The organism is Paenibacillus sp. Dod16, assembly GCF_049893405.1.
Lineage (GTDB): Bacteria > Bacillota > Bacilli > Paenibacillales > Paenibacillaceae > Paenibacillus_AQ.
The window spans coordinates 22,766-40,799 of sequence record NZ_JBNDYG010000051.1 but is presented as its reverse complement, the minus strand read 5'-3'; the positions used below and the strand labels follow the sequence as shown (position 1 = coordinate 40,799).

The 18,034-nt window shown below is 43.4% G+C and carries 19 protein-coding genes, 2 pseudogenes and 1 other annotated feature; of the genes and pseudogenes, 16 read left to right on the top strand and 5 right to left on the bottom strand.

The features are described from left to right. Positions 1-145 precede the first annotated feature (145 nt). Positions 146-196 carry a putative holin-like toxin gene (locus tag ACPV3A_RS30565; RefSeq protein WP_229716897.1) on the bottom strand — a complete coding sequence of 17 codons (51 nt, stop codon included), beginning with the start codon at positions 194-196 and terminating at the stop codon, positions 146-148. A 331-nt stretch (positions 197-527) separates the two neighbouring features. On the opposite strand from ACPV3A_RS30565, the gene ACPV3A_RS30560 reads away from it, so the two are divergent. The 8 genes and pseudogenes from ACPV3A_RS30560 to ACPV3A_RS30525 all read left to right on the top strand — a co-directional run bounded on the left by ACPV3A_RS30560 (position 528) and on the right by ACPV3A_RS30525 (position 5,808). Continuing rightward, a complete protein-coding gene (locus ACPV3A_RS30560; RefSeq protein WP_426203407.1) occupies positions 528-1,028 on the top strand; it encodes a hypothetical protein in 501 nt (166 codons plus the stop codon). A gap of 99 nt (positions 1,029-1,127) precedes the next feature. Further along, the gene (locus ACPV3A_RS30555; RefSeq protein ID WP_426203406.1) at positions 1,128-1,505 is read left to right on the top strand and encodes a hypothetical protein; all 378 of its coding nucleotides are present in this window, start codon (positions 1,128-1,130) and stop codon (positions 1,503-1,505) included. Continuing rightward, the gene (locus tag ACPV3A_RS30550; protein ID WP_426203405.1) at positions 1,502-1,660 is read left to right on the top strand and encodes a hypothetical protein; all 159 of its coding nucleotides are present in this window, start codon (positions 1,502-1,504) and stop codon (positions 1,658-1,660) included. Before ACPV3A_RS30555 ends, ACPV3A_RS30550 begins: the two co-directional genes overlap by 4 nt. Before the next feature lie 399 nt (positions 1,661-2,059). Beyond that, a complete protein-coding gene (locus tag ACPV3A_RS30545) occupies positions 2,060-2,476 on the top strand; it encodes a hypothetical protein (protein WP_426203404.1) in 417 nt (138 codons plus the stop codon). Between the two features lie 165 nt (positions 2,477-2,641). Then, on the top strand, positions 2,642-2,986 hold the full coding sequence (locus ACPV3A_RS30540; RefSeq protein WP_426203402.1) for a hypothetical protein: 345 nt from the start codon (positions 2,642-2,644) through the stop codon (positions 2,984-2,986). 290 nt (positions 2,987-3,276) lie between these two features. Further along, on the top strand, positions 3,277-4,569 hold the full coding sequence (locus ACPV3A_RS30535) for a hypothetical protein (protein WP_426203401.1): 1,293 nt from the start codon (positions 3,277-3,279) through the stop codon (positions 4,567-4,569). 215 nt (positions 4,570-4,784) lie between these two features. Next, a pseudogene (locus tag ACPV3A_RS30530) lies at positions 4,785-4,970 on the top strand (histidine phosphatase family protein); the annotation flags it as partial. Between the two features lie 286 nt (positions 4,971-5,256). Continuing rightward, positions 5,257-5,808 (top strand): hypothetical protein, encoded by a 552-nt coding sequence (locus ACPV3A_RS30525; protein ID WP_426203400.1) that lies wholly within the window; start codon positions 5,257-5,259, stop codon positions 5,806-5,808. A 551-nt stretch (positions 5,809-6,359) separates the two neighbouring features. Here ACPV3A_RS30525 and ACPV3A_RS30520 read toward each other — a convergent pair. Beyond that, positions 6,360-6,647, bottom strand: coding sequence for a hypothetical protein (locus ACPV3A_RS30520; RefSeq protein ID WP_426203398.1), 288 nt, complete (start codon positions 6,645-6,647; stop codon positions 6,360-6,362). Positions 6,648-6,819: 172 nt separating this feature from the next. Here ACPV3A_RS30520 and ACPV3A_RS30515 point away from each other — a divergent pair, with 172 nt between their 5' ends. Further along, positions 6,820-7,023, top strand: a complete 204-nt coding sequence (locus ACPV3A_RS30515; RefSeq protein ID WP_326107947.1) for a helix-turn-helix domain-containing protein — start codon at positions 6,820-6,822, stop codon at positions 7,021-7,023. 86 nt (positions 7,024-7,109) lie between these two features. Here the strand turns inward: ACPV3A_RS30515 and ACPV3A_RS30510 are convergent, their stop codons facing one another. Beyond that, positions 7,110-7,979, bottom strand: a complete 870-nt coding sequence (locus ACPV3A_RS30510) for a cation diffusion facilitator family transporter (RefSeq protein ID WP_426203395.1) — start codon at positions 7,977-7,979, stop codon at positions 7,110-7,112. A 305-nt stretch (positions 7,980-8,284) separates the two neighbouring features. Here ACPV3A_RS30510 and ACPV3A_RS30505 point away from each other — a divergent pair, with 305 nt between their 5' ends. Beyond that, on the top strand, positions 8,285-8,842 hold the full coding sequence (locus ACPV3A_RS30505) for a TetR/AcrR family transcriptional regulator (protein ID WP_426203393.1): 558 nt from the start codon (positions 8,285-8,287) through the stop codon (positions 8,840-8,842). Between the two features lie 78 nt (positions 8,843-8,920). Next, a complete protein-coding gene (locus ACPV3A_RS30500) occupies positions 8,921-9,544 on the top strand; it encodes an MBL fold metallo-hydrolase (protein ID WP_426203390.1) in 624 nt (207 codons plus the stop codon). A 185-nt stretch (positions 9,545-9,729) separates the two neighbouring features. Here the strand turns inward: ACPV3A_RS30500 and ACPV3A_RS30495 are convergent, their stop codons facing one another. Beyond that, a complete protein-coding gene (locus tag ACPV3A_RS30495) occupies positions 9,730-11,676 on the bottom strand; it encodes a GTP-binding protein (protein ID WP_426203388.1) in 1,947 nt (648 codons plus the stop codon). Between the two features lie 281 nt (positions 11,677-11,957). On the opposite strand from ACPV3A_RS30495, the gene ACPV3A_RS30490 reads away from it, so the two are divergent. The 4 genes and pseudogenes from ACPV3A_RS30490 to ACPV3A_RS30475 all read left to right on the top strand — a co-directional run bounded on the left by ACPV3A_RS30490 (position 11,958) and on the right by ACPV3A_RS30475 (position 15,811). Beyond that, on the top strand, positions 11,958-12,398 hold the full coding sequence (locus ACPV3A_RS30490) for a GNAT family N-acetyltransferase (RefSeq protein WP_220685636.1): 441 nt from the start codon (positions 11,958-11,960) through the stop codon (positions 12,396-12,398). 22 nt (positions 12,399-12,420) lie between these two features. Next, complete coding sequence (locus ACPV3A_RS30485; protein ID WP_426203409.1) at positions 12,421-13,167, top strand: metallophosphoesterase family protein; 747 nt, start codon at positions 12,421-12,423, stop codon at positions 13,165-13,167. A 40-nt stretch (positions 13,168-13,207) separates the two neighbouring features. After that, entirely contained in the window at positions 13,208-13,696 is a 489-nt protein-coding gene (gene infC / locus ACPV3A_RS30480) for a translation initiation factor IF-3 (RefSeq protein WP_426203384.1), read from the top strand. 96 nt (positions 13,697-13,792) lie between these two features. Beyond that, positions 13,793-14,051: a binding site (T-box leader), on the top strand. Between the two features lie 77 nt (positions 14,052-14,128). Then, a pseudogene (locus tag ACPV3A_RS30475) lies at positions 14,129-15,811 on the top strand (glutamine--tRNA ligase/YqeY domain fusion protein). 148 nt (positions 15,812-15,959) lie between these two features. Here ACPV3A_RS30475 and ACPV3A_RS30470 read toward each other — a convergent pair. Next, positions 15,960-16,823 carry a pentapeptide repeat-containing protein gene (locus ACPV3A_RS30470; RefSeq protein WP_426203408.1) on the bottom strand — a complete coding sequence of 288 codons (864 nt, stop codon included), beginning with the start codon at positions 16,821-16,823 and terminating at the stop codon, positions 15,960-15,962. A 200-nt stretch (positions 16,824-17,023) separates the two neighbouring features. Between ACPV3A_RS30470 and ACPV3A_RS30465 the strand changes: the two genes are divergently transcribed. Next, positions 17,024-17,965, top strand: a complete 942-nt coding sequence (locus ACPV3A_RS30465; RefSeq protein ID WP_426203381.1) for a tetratricopeptide repeat protein — start codon at positions 17,024-17,026, stop codon at positions 17,963-17,965. Positions 17,966-18,034 lie beyond the last annotated feature (69 nt).

The window sequence follows — 18,034 nt, the reverse complement described above, 5'->3', positions numbered from 1 at the left end:
GCTTATCCCCTAACGAATATCGACGAGCAGCTTAACTAAGAAAAATAATCCCCTCAGTCTTGATAACCGAAGGGATATTGAATGCTAATGATTTTGCTTTTTTAGTCTGTCTACTTGACAGGGAGCACTTCATAGCGAGGGCGGTCTATTTCTTTTTCATGTAGGTGAGCAATGCCAAAATGAACATGCCGAACATGGACATTAAGGAAAGGACATCTTTGACCTCCATGGCATTACCTCCCTTCTGGGAGATTAGCCGACCGCCCTTACGTACGAATTGAGAAAATAAAAGATTGAATAACAAAAGTATGTATTGCAGGAATCACAAGATAGGCAGTAACATCACTTAACAATGCATCTACGCTGCGGGGCTTTCGCTCATTGCTTGTTGGACGATTTTACGATGAAGAATATTCTGACAACTCACGACCCGGCCTAAGATAAGACTATCTAAGGCCCGGTCGCGTCGTAGATGCGAGATCGTTATATGAAATCGAGTTGAAAACATAGAAATGAAGGTGACTTACTTGGGGGCATTCATCACCAAATCAAGCATTCCAATTATTTGGCTAGATACTCTCGCCGTTATAGAAGTTTATAAGGCGATGAAAGGGAAAACAGAAGATCCAAGAATAAAAAGGTTATACGATATTGTTCAAGAAAAAGTGAGTCAAGGAAAACTCATTTGTCCATTAGGTGAACAAGAAGAAGAGATAGAGGAGGAGGTTAGTGAAGTAATTAAAAGGTTTATAAATTTGTCACTCGGGATTAGTTTTCTTTCGAACAATGAAATTAAAGAGAGTCAACTTATTAAAGCAATAAAATCACATGGTAAATCGAAGGACATAGAGATAACATACATAGACGCATTCCGTGAAGATCCAGTAACTAACCTCAAAAATAATAAAGGTTTTATTTTTTCTGTTGTAATAGAGCCAACTCAATTAGAAATAGTCACAAGAAAGGCAGTAAAACAAAAGAATATTGAGGAATTGCAATCGGTTAAAGATAAGTTCTATGAGAATTAACAATTCACTCCACAAATAAATGATGAGTTGAACGGACACTTTGCTGCTACATTGTATTTAATAAACATGTATAAATACAAAATGGATAATAACATTCCCTTGAGTGAAATTGAAAATAACCAAGTTTTACATATGTTAGATGGACCTTTGTCCCTTTGGAATAGCGAACAAGAAAGTGGTTTATCAGGCTACTTAGAGTTTTTACAATCAAATGACTACAAGCAATTACCTTATGTAGATATCAATGCTTGTATGGTGGCGGATTTATTCACTTCTAAAAGAAAATCACTTGAAATTGGAGATCCAACAGATATTTCAAACTTATCAACACTACTTCCGTATTGTGATTACATACTTACAGATCGTGATCAAATGAAAAGAATTAAGCGATTAAATCTAGATAAGAAATATAATACTAAAGTTTTTGCATTATCAAATATTAACGACCTCTTTAGTGATTTAGAGAAGATTGAATGAAACTCAGGATGAGCTCGACATCATATAACATTATATTCACGGATCGGGCATACACCCACGGTCCGGCAGAAGGGATTTCGGGGAAGCAGAAGCAGCCGGACACCAATTTCAGTAGAGAGGAAGCGGAATCAGCCGTACACACCCGCACCACCTAACTGCATCTCGGCCGGCATCATCGGTGCCTTAAGGTAGTGGGACGTCGTGAATACGGGAACGTTATATGAAAGTCATAAAAAAGCAATATCATAAAAAAGCATTTATATATTCATAGTCAAGAGGTGAAAGGGGAAGTACTGTGAAGCTTAAAGAAGAATCCATAAAATGGGCTATTAACCATCTGCAATTAGAAAAAGATACAGATCTATTTCCAAGCCCCAAAGAAATAAATGTCTTTAACGATCTTAAGGAGAAGGTAATAATATATATCAGATATTTCTATAATCAGATTTACCAAACTCAATAATTAAATTTATCATGCGTTTGCTGGAGGATATCACAAAAACTGTATCTAGAGGTATACCTATAGACCACATTCTTCACATTTGCTTGCTGAAATGACCTTAATTCCAAAAGACGATAGTTTATCTATAAAAGGAATTGACTTTTGTCGCTATGCAGATGATATTTATGTATTTTGCGACGATGAAAAAGAAGCACAAATTACTGTTTATCAGATGGCTGAAATATTGGATAAACAACAAATGCTTGTATTACAAAAGCAAAAAACCGTTATCATTAAATCGGAAACATTCACTCGAATTTGCGAAAATATGCTAAATGATAATCCGTTAAATGAAAATGAGGATCAAATGATTAAGGTTTTAAAAAAGTATACTACTGGTTCCTATAAAGGAATAGATTTTAGACAACTCGACTCAGAGGATCAGGAGTTGTTTGCTGATTATAACATCAATGAAGTTTTAGAAAAATATCTAAATGTAATTGAGCCAGATTATAAAAAAATTAGATGATTAGGTGCACCAGGTGGTATTGAATATACAATAGAAAATATTAATAGATTAATTCCAGCTATTAGTGATGTTTGTCATTACTTAATTACAGCAAGTAGAAACTTTGAAGATGACTTTTTAACATTAGGGGCTCAGGTAGTAACAATGCTTGAGGATGAGCTTATCTTGAACTTATTTGCTTGCAATTCTGATCTAAATCATCTAAAAAAATTGCTTTCTTTATATAAGTCTTCTTCACCAGAAGCTAAAAGAAAGATTATTCTTGCCGCCCATGAAGCTGGAGCTTCTACATGGATAAGGGAACTTAAAGAACTATACTCGGCTTTAGATCCGTGGAGTCGTAGAGCCATGTTAATTGCATGTCAGATACTACCCGAAGATGAAAGAACTCACTATCTAAAGCACATTAAGAAAACACATCCAATAAGTTTGTCAGAGGAGTTAATCATAGAGTGGTCCATTAATAATAAAAAGTACAATATGGCAACAGTTGATGAATTGGATATGTGAAATGCTATAACTAAAATTTCTTTTAAATTCGTACGGTATACAGAAATTCAGGGAGAATATGAACTTCTGGTAACATAGTATTTTCAATTCGAGCCATTCGGCCGCGGTTCGGCAGATGCTGTTAGCTGGGAAGTTGGGCAGCTGGTTACATACGGCTGCGTCGGACGCGTGAATACGGGAACGTTATGGGAAATTAATGTTTACAACAAAGTAAAGTAATTAACCCAATTCTATGTTAATATATGGTATTATCATAGTGGTCTTTATTAGTTAAGGGAAAGGAAATACATATGCATAAACTTCTAAGCCATGAAGTATTTGGAATGTCAAATAAAATACTTAGTTATTCGTATATTGACCGTGGTAATTTAGATATTGAGGTGCAAAAGTATCTTAAACGACCTACACACATAGCCCTACGTGGGGAATCAAAATGTGGAAAGTCTTGGTTTAGACAAAAAAATATTATGAATGGATTAGTTGTTCAGTGTAGATATGGTAAATCAGTTATAGATATATATATTGATGCCCTATCCCAATTGGGGATAAAATTAACAGTAGAGCAATCTACTGGAACAAAGATAAAGGGGCGAATAGAGGCCGACACTAGCTTTGGCACTGCTCTATTAGCCAAAATTGGGATAAAAGCAGGCATCGAAAGTGAACTTTCAGAGGATAAAAAACATAGGACAGTTGGACAAGATATTAATGATCTACGATTTATATCTAAGTTAATCATACAATCAGAAAGAAAATTAATTATTGAAGATTTTCACTATCTATCAATTGAGCAACGGAAATTATTTGCTTTTGACTTAAAGACCTTATGGGATTATGGTTGTTTTGTGGTAATTATAGGTGTCTGGTCACAAAGTAATATGTTGACGTATTTAAATCAAGATTTATCTGGAAGAATTACGGAATTATCTGTATATTGGTCAACGGAGGATTTATTATCTGTTATTAACAAGGGAAGCAACGTTTTAAAGGTTGAACTATCAACCGAAATAAAAAATCAACTTGTTGATTCTTGTTTTGGAAATATAGGTATACTACAACAATTAATTCTATTTTTGCTTGATGAAGCTAACATACTTGAAGAGCAAAAGTCTACTATCTTTATTGATAAAAAGGACTTTTTTGAGTCTGCAGCTATGAAGTATGCAGAGCAATTAAATGCATTGTATCAACAGTTTGCACGTACAGTTTCATCTGGAATTCGTAAAAGAAAAGACTCAACTGGTATTTATGCGCATGCAATGGCAGTAATAGTTGATGCCAGTGATGAAAAGTTGCTTAACGGTTTGAATTTAGACGAAATTTATAGAATTTCACATTCGAGGCAGCCGAGAATTCAGAAGATTAATATGCGTACTATCCTTACAAAACTGGAGGAAATTCAAGTTGACAATGACGGAAGAGGGTTGGTAATTGCATTTAATGAAGCGAATGAAGATATTATTGCCGTTGACAGACAATTGTTATTTTATAGGAAATATCTAACGGTAAAATGGCCTTGGGAAGATTTAATTAGTGAATCAGAAGCCGCTTTAGATGATCCAAAACAGTTAAAACTATTTTAAAAGTAAAGCCAGTCTAGTTTTAAGAGACTGGCTATTTAATTTGTACTTCAAGAAGACATTAACTTCAGATAACTCTATACTCAGGCGGCGGACCTGTCGGCCCTTGGTCTCCAGTAGCTTTTCGATGAAGAAGAATCAGCTGACAACCCTGCACTGACTAAGTCCGTCGAACTCGGGGCTCCCCTTAAGCCAGTGAATGTTATCTTGGGGCAAATATGAAAACATATATTCACTTTGTTAGACATAGTGATTCATCCAGATCGTAAGGAAATGAAAGAAGTCGAGGATTAACTGAAAAAGGAAAGTTTGGTTCCCATAGAAAAACCGAATTTTTAAAGGATGAAGGAATTAGTGTATTTATTTCAAGTCCATATATTCGAACAATCCTAACAATTGAAGAGTTGATATAGAACGGAGTTCAACGATGAAGAATTAATTAATAGATACACAAAGAATATATAAACAAGTGAATTATGGGTGAATTCGAGGAAGACTGTGATATCATATAACGTTGCATTCAACGCTGCGGGCCAAGACAAGCTCGCGCCTTGGTCCGCGTGAGGCATATCGAGAAGTAGATTCAAGCGGAACAACCTGAGAGCCTAAGTCTTCGACCCGGTGCAGGCTCACCTTAAGACTCTCAGGTTCGTGAATAAGTGAAACGTTATCAGAAAGGACTGCAAACAAATGAAAAACGATATTAACATTACTTTTGAGATAATCAAAATAATCTTAACAGCTGCCTTAGCTGGTTTTTTTACTTATTGGATTACATTTAAAAAAGAGCGAGAAGATAAGCGATATCATGCTAACAAAGAATTGCTTGAAAAGGTCTATGCACCAATCATGAAAACAATATCAGAATCCATTTTTCCTGGTGATGGTTACGAAGGGATAAGAGAGAGTGACTTAAATGTGATTATTAAATTAATAGATGATAATTCTCACATTGTAGACCCTCGGTTAGACTCTTTTGCTTGGCGATATAAGGAAGATATGGTTCATGATCATAGAATCAATAATGATCTTCGGTATGAAGCTACGTATGATGAAGATAGGGTATTTATAGATTATTTAAATTATAGATATAATTTGTTGCGTAAGAAAACCTTTTTAAACTATGATTCGAGCTATTTCTTTTTCGGTAAAACAAAAATTAAGATTTGGAGTTTTATAAGTCAAGTAAAAAGACGTGTGAGAAGAATAATAAGAAAACTAACTAAAACTAAAAAATACTAAATAATACTAAATAATACAGGTAAGCTAATCAAGGCGGCACTCCAATCTGGTAACAGTATATTCACCCTGCGGGGCTAAGAATTTGTTTACGAGGCTTCTCGGAGAAACTAATAACATTATTATGATTTGAGAGTATAATCGTAGAAGCGGCGACTTCGGAAACAATGTATTCAACGCTGAGGGCCGCAAGCCGCCCTTGGTCTGGGAGAGGCATTTCGAGGGAGCAGATTCACTGGACACATCCCACCGCCTAACTGCCGCAAGCGGCAGTTAGGCGGTGGGATGTCGTGAGAAAACGGGGACGTTAAGTGAAATATTCGCAAATACGAGTAGATAAGAATTTGTATATTCGAGGTGTGAAATGAAAGTCATTAAAACATATGATTATGAGCTTATAAGTAAGTTGAATCAGGAAGTTCAAAAATTACATAGACAAATATACCGAATATTTTAAAGAATATAATTTCGAAGCTGTAAAACAGTTCTTCAAACAAATCATGACAAAGGATACGATACAATAGAATCGAATGCAAAAAAGAGCCGAATGGCTCTCAATCTAATGATATATGTAATTCGTTATGCAGATGAAGTGCGTCCTTAAAACCTTGCAAATAAATCTCACGTTCTAAAATAGCTCGTAGAGAAAGGTCTGCATCATCGTAAAGGAATAGGGTCTTCTGTATATTCTCTGGTACTCCTTCATGTAACTGCTTAAAGTATAGATTCCGTTCGGATGAGAACTGGTTGTAGGTGGAGTTGTTTTTGATAAGCTCGCCATATAAAGACTCGATTCGAGTACGAATCAGGGAATCTAGTAAGACTTCTAAAGAATTATACAAAATTGAATAACACCCCATTCGTTTAATTTTACGAAGTAAAATTCATCTTGTTAAATTTTATTTTAACAAATCGAACAATCGAGTCAAGATATATCGAAGATGTTTTTGATTAAGGAAACATACTTTCATATAATTAAAGAAAAATTCGCTTTGTGTGTGAAAGGATTATCATATGATTAGTTACAAACCTTTTCAAAAATTGCTGATCGACAGGGAAATTAAAAAGCAGGATTTACTTAAAATGACGGGGATTTCATCTGCTACAATGGCGAAGCTTAATACTAATGAATATGTTTCGTTAGAAGTCATTGATAAATTATGCGGCGCTTTAGGTTGTCAGCCAGGGGATTTGCTAGAGCATATAGCGGAGCAATAAGTGAAAGGAATAAAGAGAAAGGTCCGGCCAATAGGAATGTGGCCGGACCTTCTTCATTAGTTATGAAACTTGGTAATGGTGGAGGCTTAATTCGGTTCTATATGAACATGTACGTCATAAACGCCGTGTGTTTCTTTTAATTCATGTTCCACCTGGTCTGAAATATCATGTGCGACCCGGATATCCAGATTCGACCTGACCAGGATGACGATGTCAACAACCGTGTTGCTGCCGTAATTTCTTGCCCGGATGTCCTTGACTCCCTTAACGCCAACCACTTGCTTTACGGTTTCTTTGTAGCTTTTGACAATGTTCTCGTCGAAGCCATCGGTTAAATGATGTGAGGCATCCCGGAATATATCCCAAGCGGTTTTACATATCAGGAAGCCTACCAATACGGCGGTCAGCGGATCGAGCCATGGCAGATGAAATTGGGCGCCGATGATCCCCACGACCGTACCGATGCTGACCCAGGCATCCGAAAGATTGTCCTTGGCCGCTGCCATAACGGCTTGACTGTTTACTTTGGTGGCCAGGCGCTTGTTGTAGCGGTAGACCAAGTACATCACAATGGCGCAGCCAATACCGGTCCACGCGGATAGAAGATCAGGCGATTCATGGTTGCCTTCAAACATGGAAGAAACGGCCCCGAACAGGACTTGGATTCCGACGGCCATCATAATAAAAGAGGCGATCAAGGAGGCTACCGTTTCCGCTTTCCAGTGGCCGTATGGATGATCCCGATCCGCAGGTTTTTGCGATAAACGCAGTCCGATCAATACAGCAATGGACGCCACGATATCTGTAGCATTATTTAATCCGTCCGCCCTCAGAGCCTCGGAGTTCGCGGTGTAACCTATCAACAATTTGATTGCAGATAAACAGATATATGCAATGATACTGATGATGGCACCTTTTTCACCCAATTTTAAATCATGATAACGTTGTTGTTCCAAATCTAGCCGACTCCTTCCGCACGCCCCAAAAAATAGTACCTGACTATATTACCAAGCCGAGTTGGGGTGGGTCTAGAGCAACGTTTTTTCCTATCACTTAATAAGTGACAAGGGGCAAAAAGAGTTGCACTGGACTAAGAAAGATAGTTCGAGGCTAAGGTCTTGGCATATAAAACTGAATACTGGATGGATGATAGCATTAAGCATGACGCTTGACATCAATATCCAAGGAGGGTAACATTGATTATATACTAGTTGGTACATAACTGAGGTGAGAGTGGTTGGCGCGTCCGCGGGAATTCGATATGCAGAAAGCATTGAACAATGCGTTGGAGTTATTTTGGGAAAAGGGTTACGAAGCGACCTCCATTACAGATTTAACGACCAGGATGGAGATTAGCCGGCCGAGCCTATACATGGCTTTTGGAGATAAACGTGCGTTATTTATGAAGGTATTGGACATTTATATGGACCAGTTTCTTCGGAAACTCGAGTCTATTCTTGCTGCTAATGGATCGGGGTACAAGGGGATTGAGGCATTATTTCGAGATATTGTTGAATCGGGCGATGACCGTGGAATAAAGCGCGGTTGCTTGTTCGTAAACACAATGACGGAGCTTGCCGCACATGATGAGCAAATCGCGTTAAAAGGCCGTGAGTATCAGGACAAGGTATCACAGTTTCTGGCAAACGCGTTGACCGAAGGAATGGAAGCGGGAGACATTGCGCAGACCATCGACGTTCATTCCACGGCACACTTTCTAATGCTGGCATTGGTTGGACTTTTCGTGGTCGTAAAAATAGAACCCGCCCCGGTTGTTTTGAAACACAGTATAGAAGTTACTTTGGGTGTTTTGAGGTAATTTTTTTCGATCATTATATACCAATTGGTATATAAAAGTGCGAGCGCATATTATAACTTTTGTAAGGAGATGGTTGGAATGCGATGGAAGCAGCTGACACGTCACGTGTGGGGCGGATATGTATATTGGCCATTGCCTGTCATGGTATGGATCGTTGAAGATCGGGACGGATTAACGCTGGTTGACGCAGGGATACCGTCCATGTGGAATTCGTTGTATCAAGCGTTAAACGTCCGCTTCAAGAATAAGCCCTTAGTACGGGTGCTGCTTACGCACAGTCATGGGGATCATGTGGGGATGCTGCCGAACCTGACTCGGACCTTGCAAGTTCCGATTGTAGTACACCCATTAGAAGCGGACCGGATATCTGATATCTCCTCTAGTCCAACCAAATCCCTGGATTTGGACCATACGTATGGCGGGTTAATCCCTTATCATACACCGGGACATAGTCCGGGGCATGTGGTATTCTATCATCCTGACGACCAAATTCTTCTCGCAGGCGATCTGTTCACAGCATTCTTCGGCAAACTCCGCAGACCCATTGCGAAATTTACGCCTGATATGGAAGAGTCACTTCGGAGCGGGAGGATTCTTGAACGACTGGACCCTAAGCTTACGGCTTGCGCCCATTGCGGTGTTGTTAAACATGCGTCATCGCAATATCCCAAGCTGCTTCGTAAAGGTCATGGCAGTCGGTAGTCTTTGATTGCTTTCAATGTAAACAACCACATGATAACGGCTTTACAGCCCTTATCCCCGGTATATACCTCCAGTTCGGAAGCATTGAATGCCAGAGACTATCCTTTAGAAGGAAAACGGATCGAACAAAAAAATAGCGGGCGAGATCATCTCTCGACACCGCTATGGATTGACACGTACGTTCTTTACATGATCTTGTTCAAATAAAGCATATATTCACCGCGGTTCAGCGGGTTGACTTGTCGCCGTTTATTCACAGGGACGGTGGCTTGCACCTTCACGTAGCCTCCTGGTTTAACGGAGAGCATGCCCTCACCGCTTGTCAGGGAATGGACTTCGGCTTTCAGCAAGTCGGTTGTCCGCACGGGGATGGTACCATGAACGTGGACAGCATGGTTGTGGAATGTTGGTTCCTGATAGGTCCCCTCTAGCGCTGCCAACTTGGATAACACTTTGCTTAAACTGGTTTCCGGCAAAATGAATTGGATGACATTGATAGGCTCGTGGACTTCCGTTCCGGCTTTGCCCAGCGCAGACATGAGGACGAGCGGGGTCAGACTGCGAAAATCCTTTGCCGTCGACACCGGACTTGCGTAACCGGTATGCGTCAGCGTCACGATAATATCGGTCACGGTCCATCCATACAAACCTTCCTGCAGCACCTCAATCACCGTGTCTTTAATCGCTTTCTGAAAGGCTAAGGGGAGAGAGCCCAGTTCCACTTCCAGACGATACTGAATTCCGGTTCCTCTCTCGCCAGGCTCAACCCGTAAGCCAACCGTTGCATAAAAAGGACATTCGCCAATAAATTCAACAGCCTCTCCGATAGCAACCGGCTTCTCGATACAAATGACCCGCGGAGCAGAAAATGCAGCTTCGATGCCGTATTGCTGCTGGATCGTTTCCAGCAGAATTTCCTGCTGGACTTTACCGAATACGTGGATGATGTTTTCTTTGGTTTTCATATCCTGGATATATTGCAGGAATGGATCCTCTTCGGTGAGATCGCTTAAGGCCGTGTGTAGTTGATGCTCCTCCGCGGGATTCTTGGCCGAAACCTGGACTTGAATCGGCGGCTTCTGAAAGTGGACCCTCTTCATCCTGTCGGAAACAGCACCGATGACGTCGCCCACCTTGAGTTCATCGGTCATGAGAATCGCAATGTCTCCGGCATCGATCTGATTCACCGGCATGGATTTGCCATGGTGCAGAGCATGGAGGTGTTTTACCTTGAACATGTTGATGTTTCCGTTCTGCATTATCACCGTAACCTCGTCTCGCGCCTGGATACTGCCGGCGAACAGCCGGAGGTATACGTTCCGTTCTCCGTTCGGGAGTTTGATCACTTTGAACACCAGGCCGGATAACGATTCATGCTGAAGCTCCGAGGCGTCATTAACGGGGAACAACTCCCCAAGCGCATGAAGCAGCGGCTCGATGCCGATCCCTTTGGCTGCTGATCCTGCAAATAGAGGGTAAGCTTTACCTTGCTGGGTTTGCCTGCGTAATTCCTCCTGCAGCCGCTCGTGTGATATGGGAATATCCTGGGCATAGTCGTTCAGCAGATCGTCATTGGTCAGTGCCAACATTTCGACCCATCCGGCGTTATGGGGATCGGCCACGTCTACCCGAACGGTTGCGCTGCCCTCATGAGATACAGAGTTCATCTCGCAAATATGTTCATCCAGCAGATTTCGTATCATGGTATAGACATTGTGGTAATTTGCGCCCATTCGATCGATCTTGTTCATGAATAGAAGGGTGGGAATCCCTTGTTCTTTCAGCGTCTGCATGAGCACCCGCGTCTGGGCCTGTACGCCCTCAACCGCGGAAATCACCAGAATGACGCCATCCAGCACACTCAGTGAATGCTCGACCTCCGAGATGAAATCGGCATGTCCCGGCGTATCGATCAGATTGATTTTTAGATCGCCCAGCATGAAGGATACGGCAGCGGATTTTATCGTGATGCCCCGTCTTCGCTCAATCTCCAGCGAATCCGTGATGGTATTGCCTTGGTCAACGGAGCCCGCTTGATCAATAATGCCGGATCTGAACAGGATTTGCTCCGTTAGTGTGGTTTTACCGGCATCAACATGGGCCAAAACTCCAATATTCAATATGTTCTTCATATATCATAACCCTCATTCGTTTCATGGTTAGTTGTCCTTTCGGTTGGAAGTTATGGTTCAATTGCCGCATGTATATCGCCTCCGTGTAAAATAAAGTTACTTCTAGTTTATCCATTGAGAGATGATCGGAATATGTAATAAATACTTATAATCGTTCATTATCTTGCTCTAAATATGGCAACGTGCAGCGTCTTATTTGAATTTACATATTTAATACCGTGAAAAATGGTCGGCATTGGATTAGGATAAAGGCATACACCATATATGAAGGAGTCTTGCATTTGATAACACTTCATGCCATAGATAAGGACAATTGGGAGGATTGCATCCGTCTTAAACCGAGACCTGAACAGGAGAAGTGGATTGCCCCCAATCTATACTCGATAGCGGAAGCTCAATTCATGGAGGGCTTCAAAACGCGTGCGATCTACCATGATGAAGAGATGATCGGATTTGTGATGTATGGCCTGCACCCGCACGATGATAACTACTGGATCTACCGGTTTATGATCGACGGCAAGTTTCAGGGACTACATTATGCCAAACCTGCGATTCGTTTGGTTCTCGAGGAGATTCGGAACTCGCCGGATACAACAAACGATGTTATGCTCTGTTATAAATCCGAGAATGTACATGCAAAAAGGCTATATTCCCAAATCGGGTTTAAAGAAGCCGGGATTGCCCCTTGGGGAGACGTGATGGCTAAATATCGTTTTATATGATTAGCGTAGGGAGGGAACGGCAATTCGAATATTAGCGATTAGCGACATTCATGGCTGCTACGATGAGTTCAATCAGTTACTGTATGATGTGCAGTACAATCCCGCTAAGGACAAGCTGATCTTGCTCGGGGATTATGTGGATCGCGGATTGAGAAGCAGGGATGTCATTGAACAAGTGATGAAACTGCGGGATGATGGTGCGATTACGCTTCGCGGAAATCATGACCAGATGATGCTGGATGCCATTTTGCTTGATTCGGATGAAGCGAACTCGCGCTGGATTCGCAATGGAGCTCGACATACGATTGAAAGTTACTGCGGCGCCGATTTTTTTGAGGGTGAAATGGATCGTGCCAGATATAACGAAGGAAAAGCCTATATTAAGAAGGAGTATGAGCATCATCTATCCTTTCTTGATACGCTGGCACTTTTCTATGAAACAGACACTCACATATTCGTGCATGCAGGGATCAATCCGGGTGTTGAAGACTGGAAGTTGCAGCCTCAGCATGATTTCATCTGGATACGGGAACCATTCTTCAATTATCCTACAGGCATCAACAAAACCGTGGTGTTCGGGCATACGCCAGCGGTCAACCTGCACGACTCGGAGCAGATTTGGTTCTGTGGAGAAGGGGACAAAATCGGTATTGATGGAGCGTGCGTGTACGGTAAACAGCTGAACTGTCTGGAAATCACGGAAGAGCAGGAATACCGAACCCATTCTGTTCGGTTCATGCACCATGATGTGAACGCAAAGGCAGAGTAATGAATGAACGAACACCTACTTTCAATAGGGGGATCTATCCATGTTAATGATGAATGAAAAGATAAAAGCGCGCGAAGTGGAGCTGACCGGCCTAAACGGCGAAGATCTGGGAGTCGTCTCCAGGGATGAGGCCCTTGCGCTGGCGAAAAGTCACAAAGCCGATTTGGTATGTACCTCCCTATTCAGCAGTCCCCCGCCATGCAAACTCGTAAGCCGGGGGCAGGCGAAGCAGGAGGCTGTGAAAGAGAAGAAGGGCCAGCAAGCTTCAGCCGGTCCGATCAAAGTAAAGGAATTCCGCTTGTCCGTACATATCGAAGAGCATGATTATGATACCAAGCTGTCGCAAATGCATAAGCTGCTGGCAGCGGGCAAAGCTGTCCAGCCCGTTATTCGCATTCAAGGCAAGGAGGGCGAAGCCGCCCGCAAGCTGCTGGAGCGACTCGTGCAAGATCTGGCTGAGGTAGGCAAGAAGGAGACGGGCATACAAGTCAGCGGCAAGCAGGCTACGGTGAAGCTGCTGCCCATCTGACAGAACAGGACAAATTTGTCTTCGCATCGGCTTTTCATTGCGTTGACGGTTTTCGGTTTACTTTTTAATTTTTTGATGATACTATGGATCAAAATTATAAACGCCATGAAGAGAAGAGTAGATGAACAGGAATCCCTACAGAGAGCTCCGGTAAGCTGAAAAGGAGTTGGAAGCCCTTCATTGAACCAAGCCTCCGAGCGGCGCATCGGAACTTATGGATAAGGGATGGTGCGACAGGAGCTCCTGTTACAGAGCTAGGGTATAAGCGATCGCGTGATGGCCGTACCTGAAAAGGCTGGTATCGTGAGATATCGGCGAATAGGGGTGGCACCGCGAAACCAATCTCGTCCCCAAGACTTATGTCTTGGAGACGGGATTTTTTTGTTTTTCATGGAATTACGGCAGATCAAACAACGTAAGGAGGAGTCAGGTATGAGCGACGACAAAAACAAAGGAGAAGAAACGGTGGATTTCTTGACCAAGATGATCAAGGAGGATGTAGAGAACAGCGTGCATCACAGGCCGGTGGCTACGCGATTTCCGCCGGAGCCCAACGGCTATCTGCACATCGGCAGCGCCTATGCGATTTACATTAATCACTCCATCGCCAGCCGGTTTCATGGAACATTCAATCTTCGGTTCGACGATACGAATCCACTGAAGGAAGATATCAAATATGTGCATGCGATTCAGGAGGATATCGAGTGGCTTGGACTTAAGCCGAACGTTTATTTCGGGTCGGATTATGCGGATCAAATCGCTGAAGCGGCCAGGAAACTCATTGCCAAAGGGAAGGCTTATGTCTGAGATCTCACATCCGAACAAATGACGGAATACCGGGGAACGCTGACCGAAGCCGGCATCAACAGCCCGTTTCGGGAGCGCAGCATTGAGGAGAATATGGCGTTATTTGAGCAAATGATCGCGGGAGCATTCCATACGTCGGAAAAAGTACTCCGAGCCAAAATCGATATGTCGTCCCCCAACATGAACCTGAGAGATCCCGTCCTGTATCGTATCATTCATGCGAAGCATTATCGGACCGGAACAACTTGGTGTGTGTATCCGATGTACGATTTCGCCCATCCGATCCAGGACTGGATCGAAGGAATTACCCATTCGCTATGCTCAGCCGAATTTAAAGATCATCGACCGTTATACGAGTGGGTACTTACGGAGCTGGAAGTAACCGAGCCGCCGAAACAGCGGGAATTCGGAAGATTGAATATCTCGGGATACGTTACGAGCAAGCGATACCTGAGGGAATTGGTAGAGGGGGGCATTGTCGACGGATGGGATGACCCTAGACTGCCAACGTTGAAAGGATTACGGCGGCGAGGCGTGACACCTGAAGGCATTCGGCGTTTTCTAGGCGAACTCGGGGTGTTTCGCGGCAACAGTCTGGTGGATTCAGGCATGCTCGATCATTATATCCGTCAAGACTTGAAGGAACGGTGTTATAACGCAATGGCTGTCATGAAGCCGCTGAAGGTGATCATCACGAATCTTTCAGAAGATTGCACTGAGATGCTTGCCATACCGAATCATGAAAATGATGAACCATTGGGTGAGCGGAAGGTTCCTTTTTCACGGGAGTTGTACATCGAGCGTGAGGACTTTATGGAGGAGCCCGTTCCTGGATTTCACCGGTTATCTCCTGGCAAGGAAGTGCGTTTGAAAGGAGCCTACTTCATCAAATGCGAACATGTCGTGAAAGATCCAGCCACGGGGGGCATCATGGAGATCCACTGCACGTATGATCCATTAACGAAGAGCGGGAGCGGATTTAATGAGCGGAAGGTGAAAGCAACGCTGCATTGGGTGTCTGCGAAGCACGGGATCCCGGCGGAACTTCACTTGTATGATAAGCTGCTGAAGGAATCTGCCGAGTTATCTGAATCGGGGAACATATGGGAGGAGCTAATGAATCCCGCATCGTTGATTCGCATCGAAAATGCTATATTGGAGCCTTCCATGCAGGAGGCGACCCAAAACCGAACGTACCAATTCATCAGACACGGCTATTTCTGCGTGGATTCCAAATATACGACCGAACGGAGACTGGTGTTTAACCGTATCGTTCCTTTGAAGGATTCATGGAAGAAGCCTATGTGAAATTAAAATACAATTCCATAACTGAAGCGTTTACAGGCGTTAAGTGTCGGCGATTCGGCCACTACCAAAAAAAGCCGGCTGCAAGTTAGCTGCCGGCTTTTTGGTGTTGGTAGTAAATCATCAGCTGTTCTACCCGATATATTCAGCGTTAACGCGTCCAATGGTCCGGTCGAGATAAGGATGGAGGCAGTTTGGTATTGGCGTCCCCTTTTGCCGCGTTAACCTGGAATTGAGTAAGGAAGAGGCTGTTCGCCAGATTGGCTCCTCTCAGGTCTGCGTCCCTGAAATCGGCACCGATCAGATCGGCAGCCCGCAGATCGGCTCCTCTGAGGTCCGCGGCAATAAGATAAGCTCCTCTCAGATTGGCGTATCTTAGGTCTGCTCCTTTAAGTTTAGCTCCCATCAGATCAGCACCGCGGCCCCCGATCTTTTGACGCACGGGCGGCCCCTTATGCTTCTTGCGCGCATCATCCCGCACAAGCTCACTGGTCCGAAGAAGCAGCTGATTCACGTCTGCCCGATGAGCTGCAACATTCAGCCTTAACAAAGATTCGGGAGGAAGCTGAGTCATCCGTCGTGTCTCATTTAGCGATAATCTCAGATCGGTATGGATGTCTTGAGCCGGCTGCAAAGTCAGGGCTTCGTTCAGATACCATAATAGCTCGTGAAGCTGCCGCATGATCGGGAATACGTCATACATTTCTTTTGCCGTCCCAGGGGCCTGCCGCCAGTCGCGTCCGTTATAGGTAACCTGTGAAACCATTTGTCCCGCTCCGAAGCAGTCGTATACGGTGCAGCCCCTCATACCTCGCTGCCTCAAGCTGCTGTGCACACCGCAGCGGAAATCGGATTGCAGATGGTGACAAGGGGTTCCGCCGTCTTTGTCTATGGCAAAATCCGTGGAGGCGGCGAAAGGTAAAGCGACGCAGCATAATCCAAAGCAGCGTTCGCAATCCGCTTGTAATTGTAATCCACCCTGTTCATCGGGACCTTGCTCTTGTTTGTCTGGCATCATGTTAGAGGAGCTCCTTCCAGTCGGTGTTACGTCAATAATGTGACATCTATTTATATTTTAAAACAAAATGATCATAGAGTCATAGATGAAATGTTGGTTTAAACGGTTTTATACCTGGTGAAGGGATTAAAATCAGAAGCCCCGGATGCTATAATGCACCTTAAGAGCATATGGACGAATAGATAAAGGGGAATAGCATGACAACAAACCAACTTGCCTTGGAGGCAATTGAATCGAATGATTACGAGCGTGCATTGTTACTGTTTCAACAGGCTGTCAGGGAGTCGAGAGATGTTCAATCTCTTCATAACTTGGCGTTTTTCTATGTTCACGAGGGAATACCGGACGATCAGGGCTGCTGGGAAGCGGCCGAGGATCTAGCGATTGAGCTGTTGAAGGAGTGCATCGAGCTTCAGCCTCGATCCTATTTTCCATATCATTTGTTAGGAGAGGCATACCTGAATCTAGAAAGATGGGAAGAAGCATTTGTAGCGTTAGAACGGGGGCTCCGGATTTATCCGGCGCCTGCTGCGTTGCATAATGCAGCCGTGGCTGCCTATCGTCTTGGGAATGTGGAAGTGGCCGTGACGTACTTTGGACAATCTGCTGCAGCCGAAGAAAATGAATATACGAAATATGAATATGCGGCCTGTTTAGTTGAAACGAAACGATATGACGAAGCGCTTGCGATGATCGAGAAATTGATGAGCGAGACAGACGACTATATCGGAGATGTCGAGATCGCGGAATTGTATCTGGAGATGGGGCAATACCATTCCGCCGTTACCTTTTACGAGAAGGGCTGGCGCGAATACGCGAAGGATCCTCGTTGGGTGAATCGGTTTATCTATTCGCTGATTCGTGCTGGGCAGAGCTCTAGGGCCGAGGAAATTGCAGCCGAGGCGGTACAGGAAAACAGGGCATGGATTGCCGATATTCAACATGATCCGGAAGAAGATGAGTTTGATGAGGAAAACCAGGCAAGCATCCGCTTCGCCTTGGGCGATATTGAAAATTACCAAACGATCATTTCGCGTTTCACAGAAGGGGAATATCCCGTCATGGATCATCGTCCCTCCATGCTGACCGCTTGTTATTGGTTCGGCTGCAAAAGGCATGGGCATCCTGAATATGTTTAAGTTACATACGTATAAGTTACTCCATCGCGACAATCTGTTAAGCTGCCAAGGAAATTCCGGCAGCTTTTT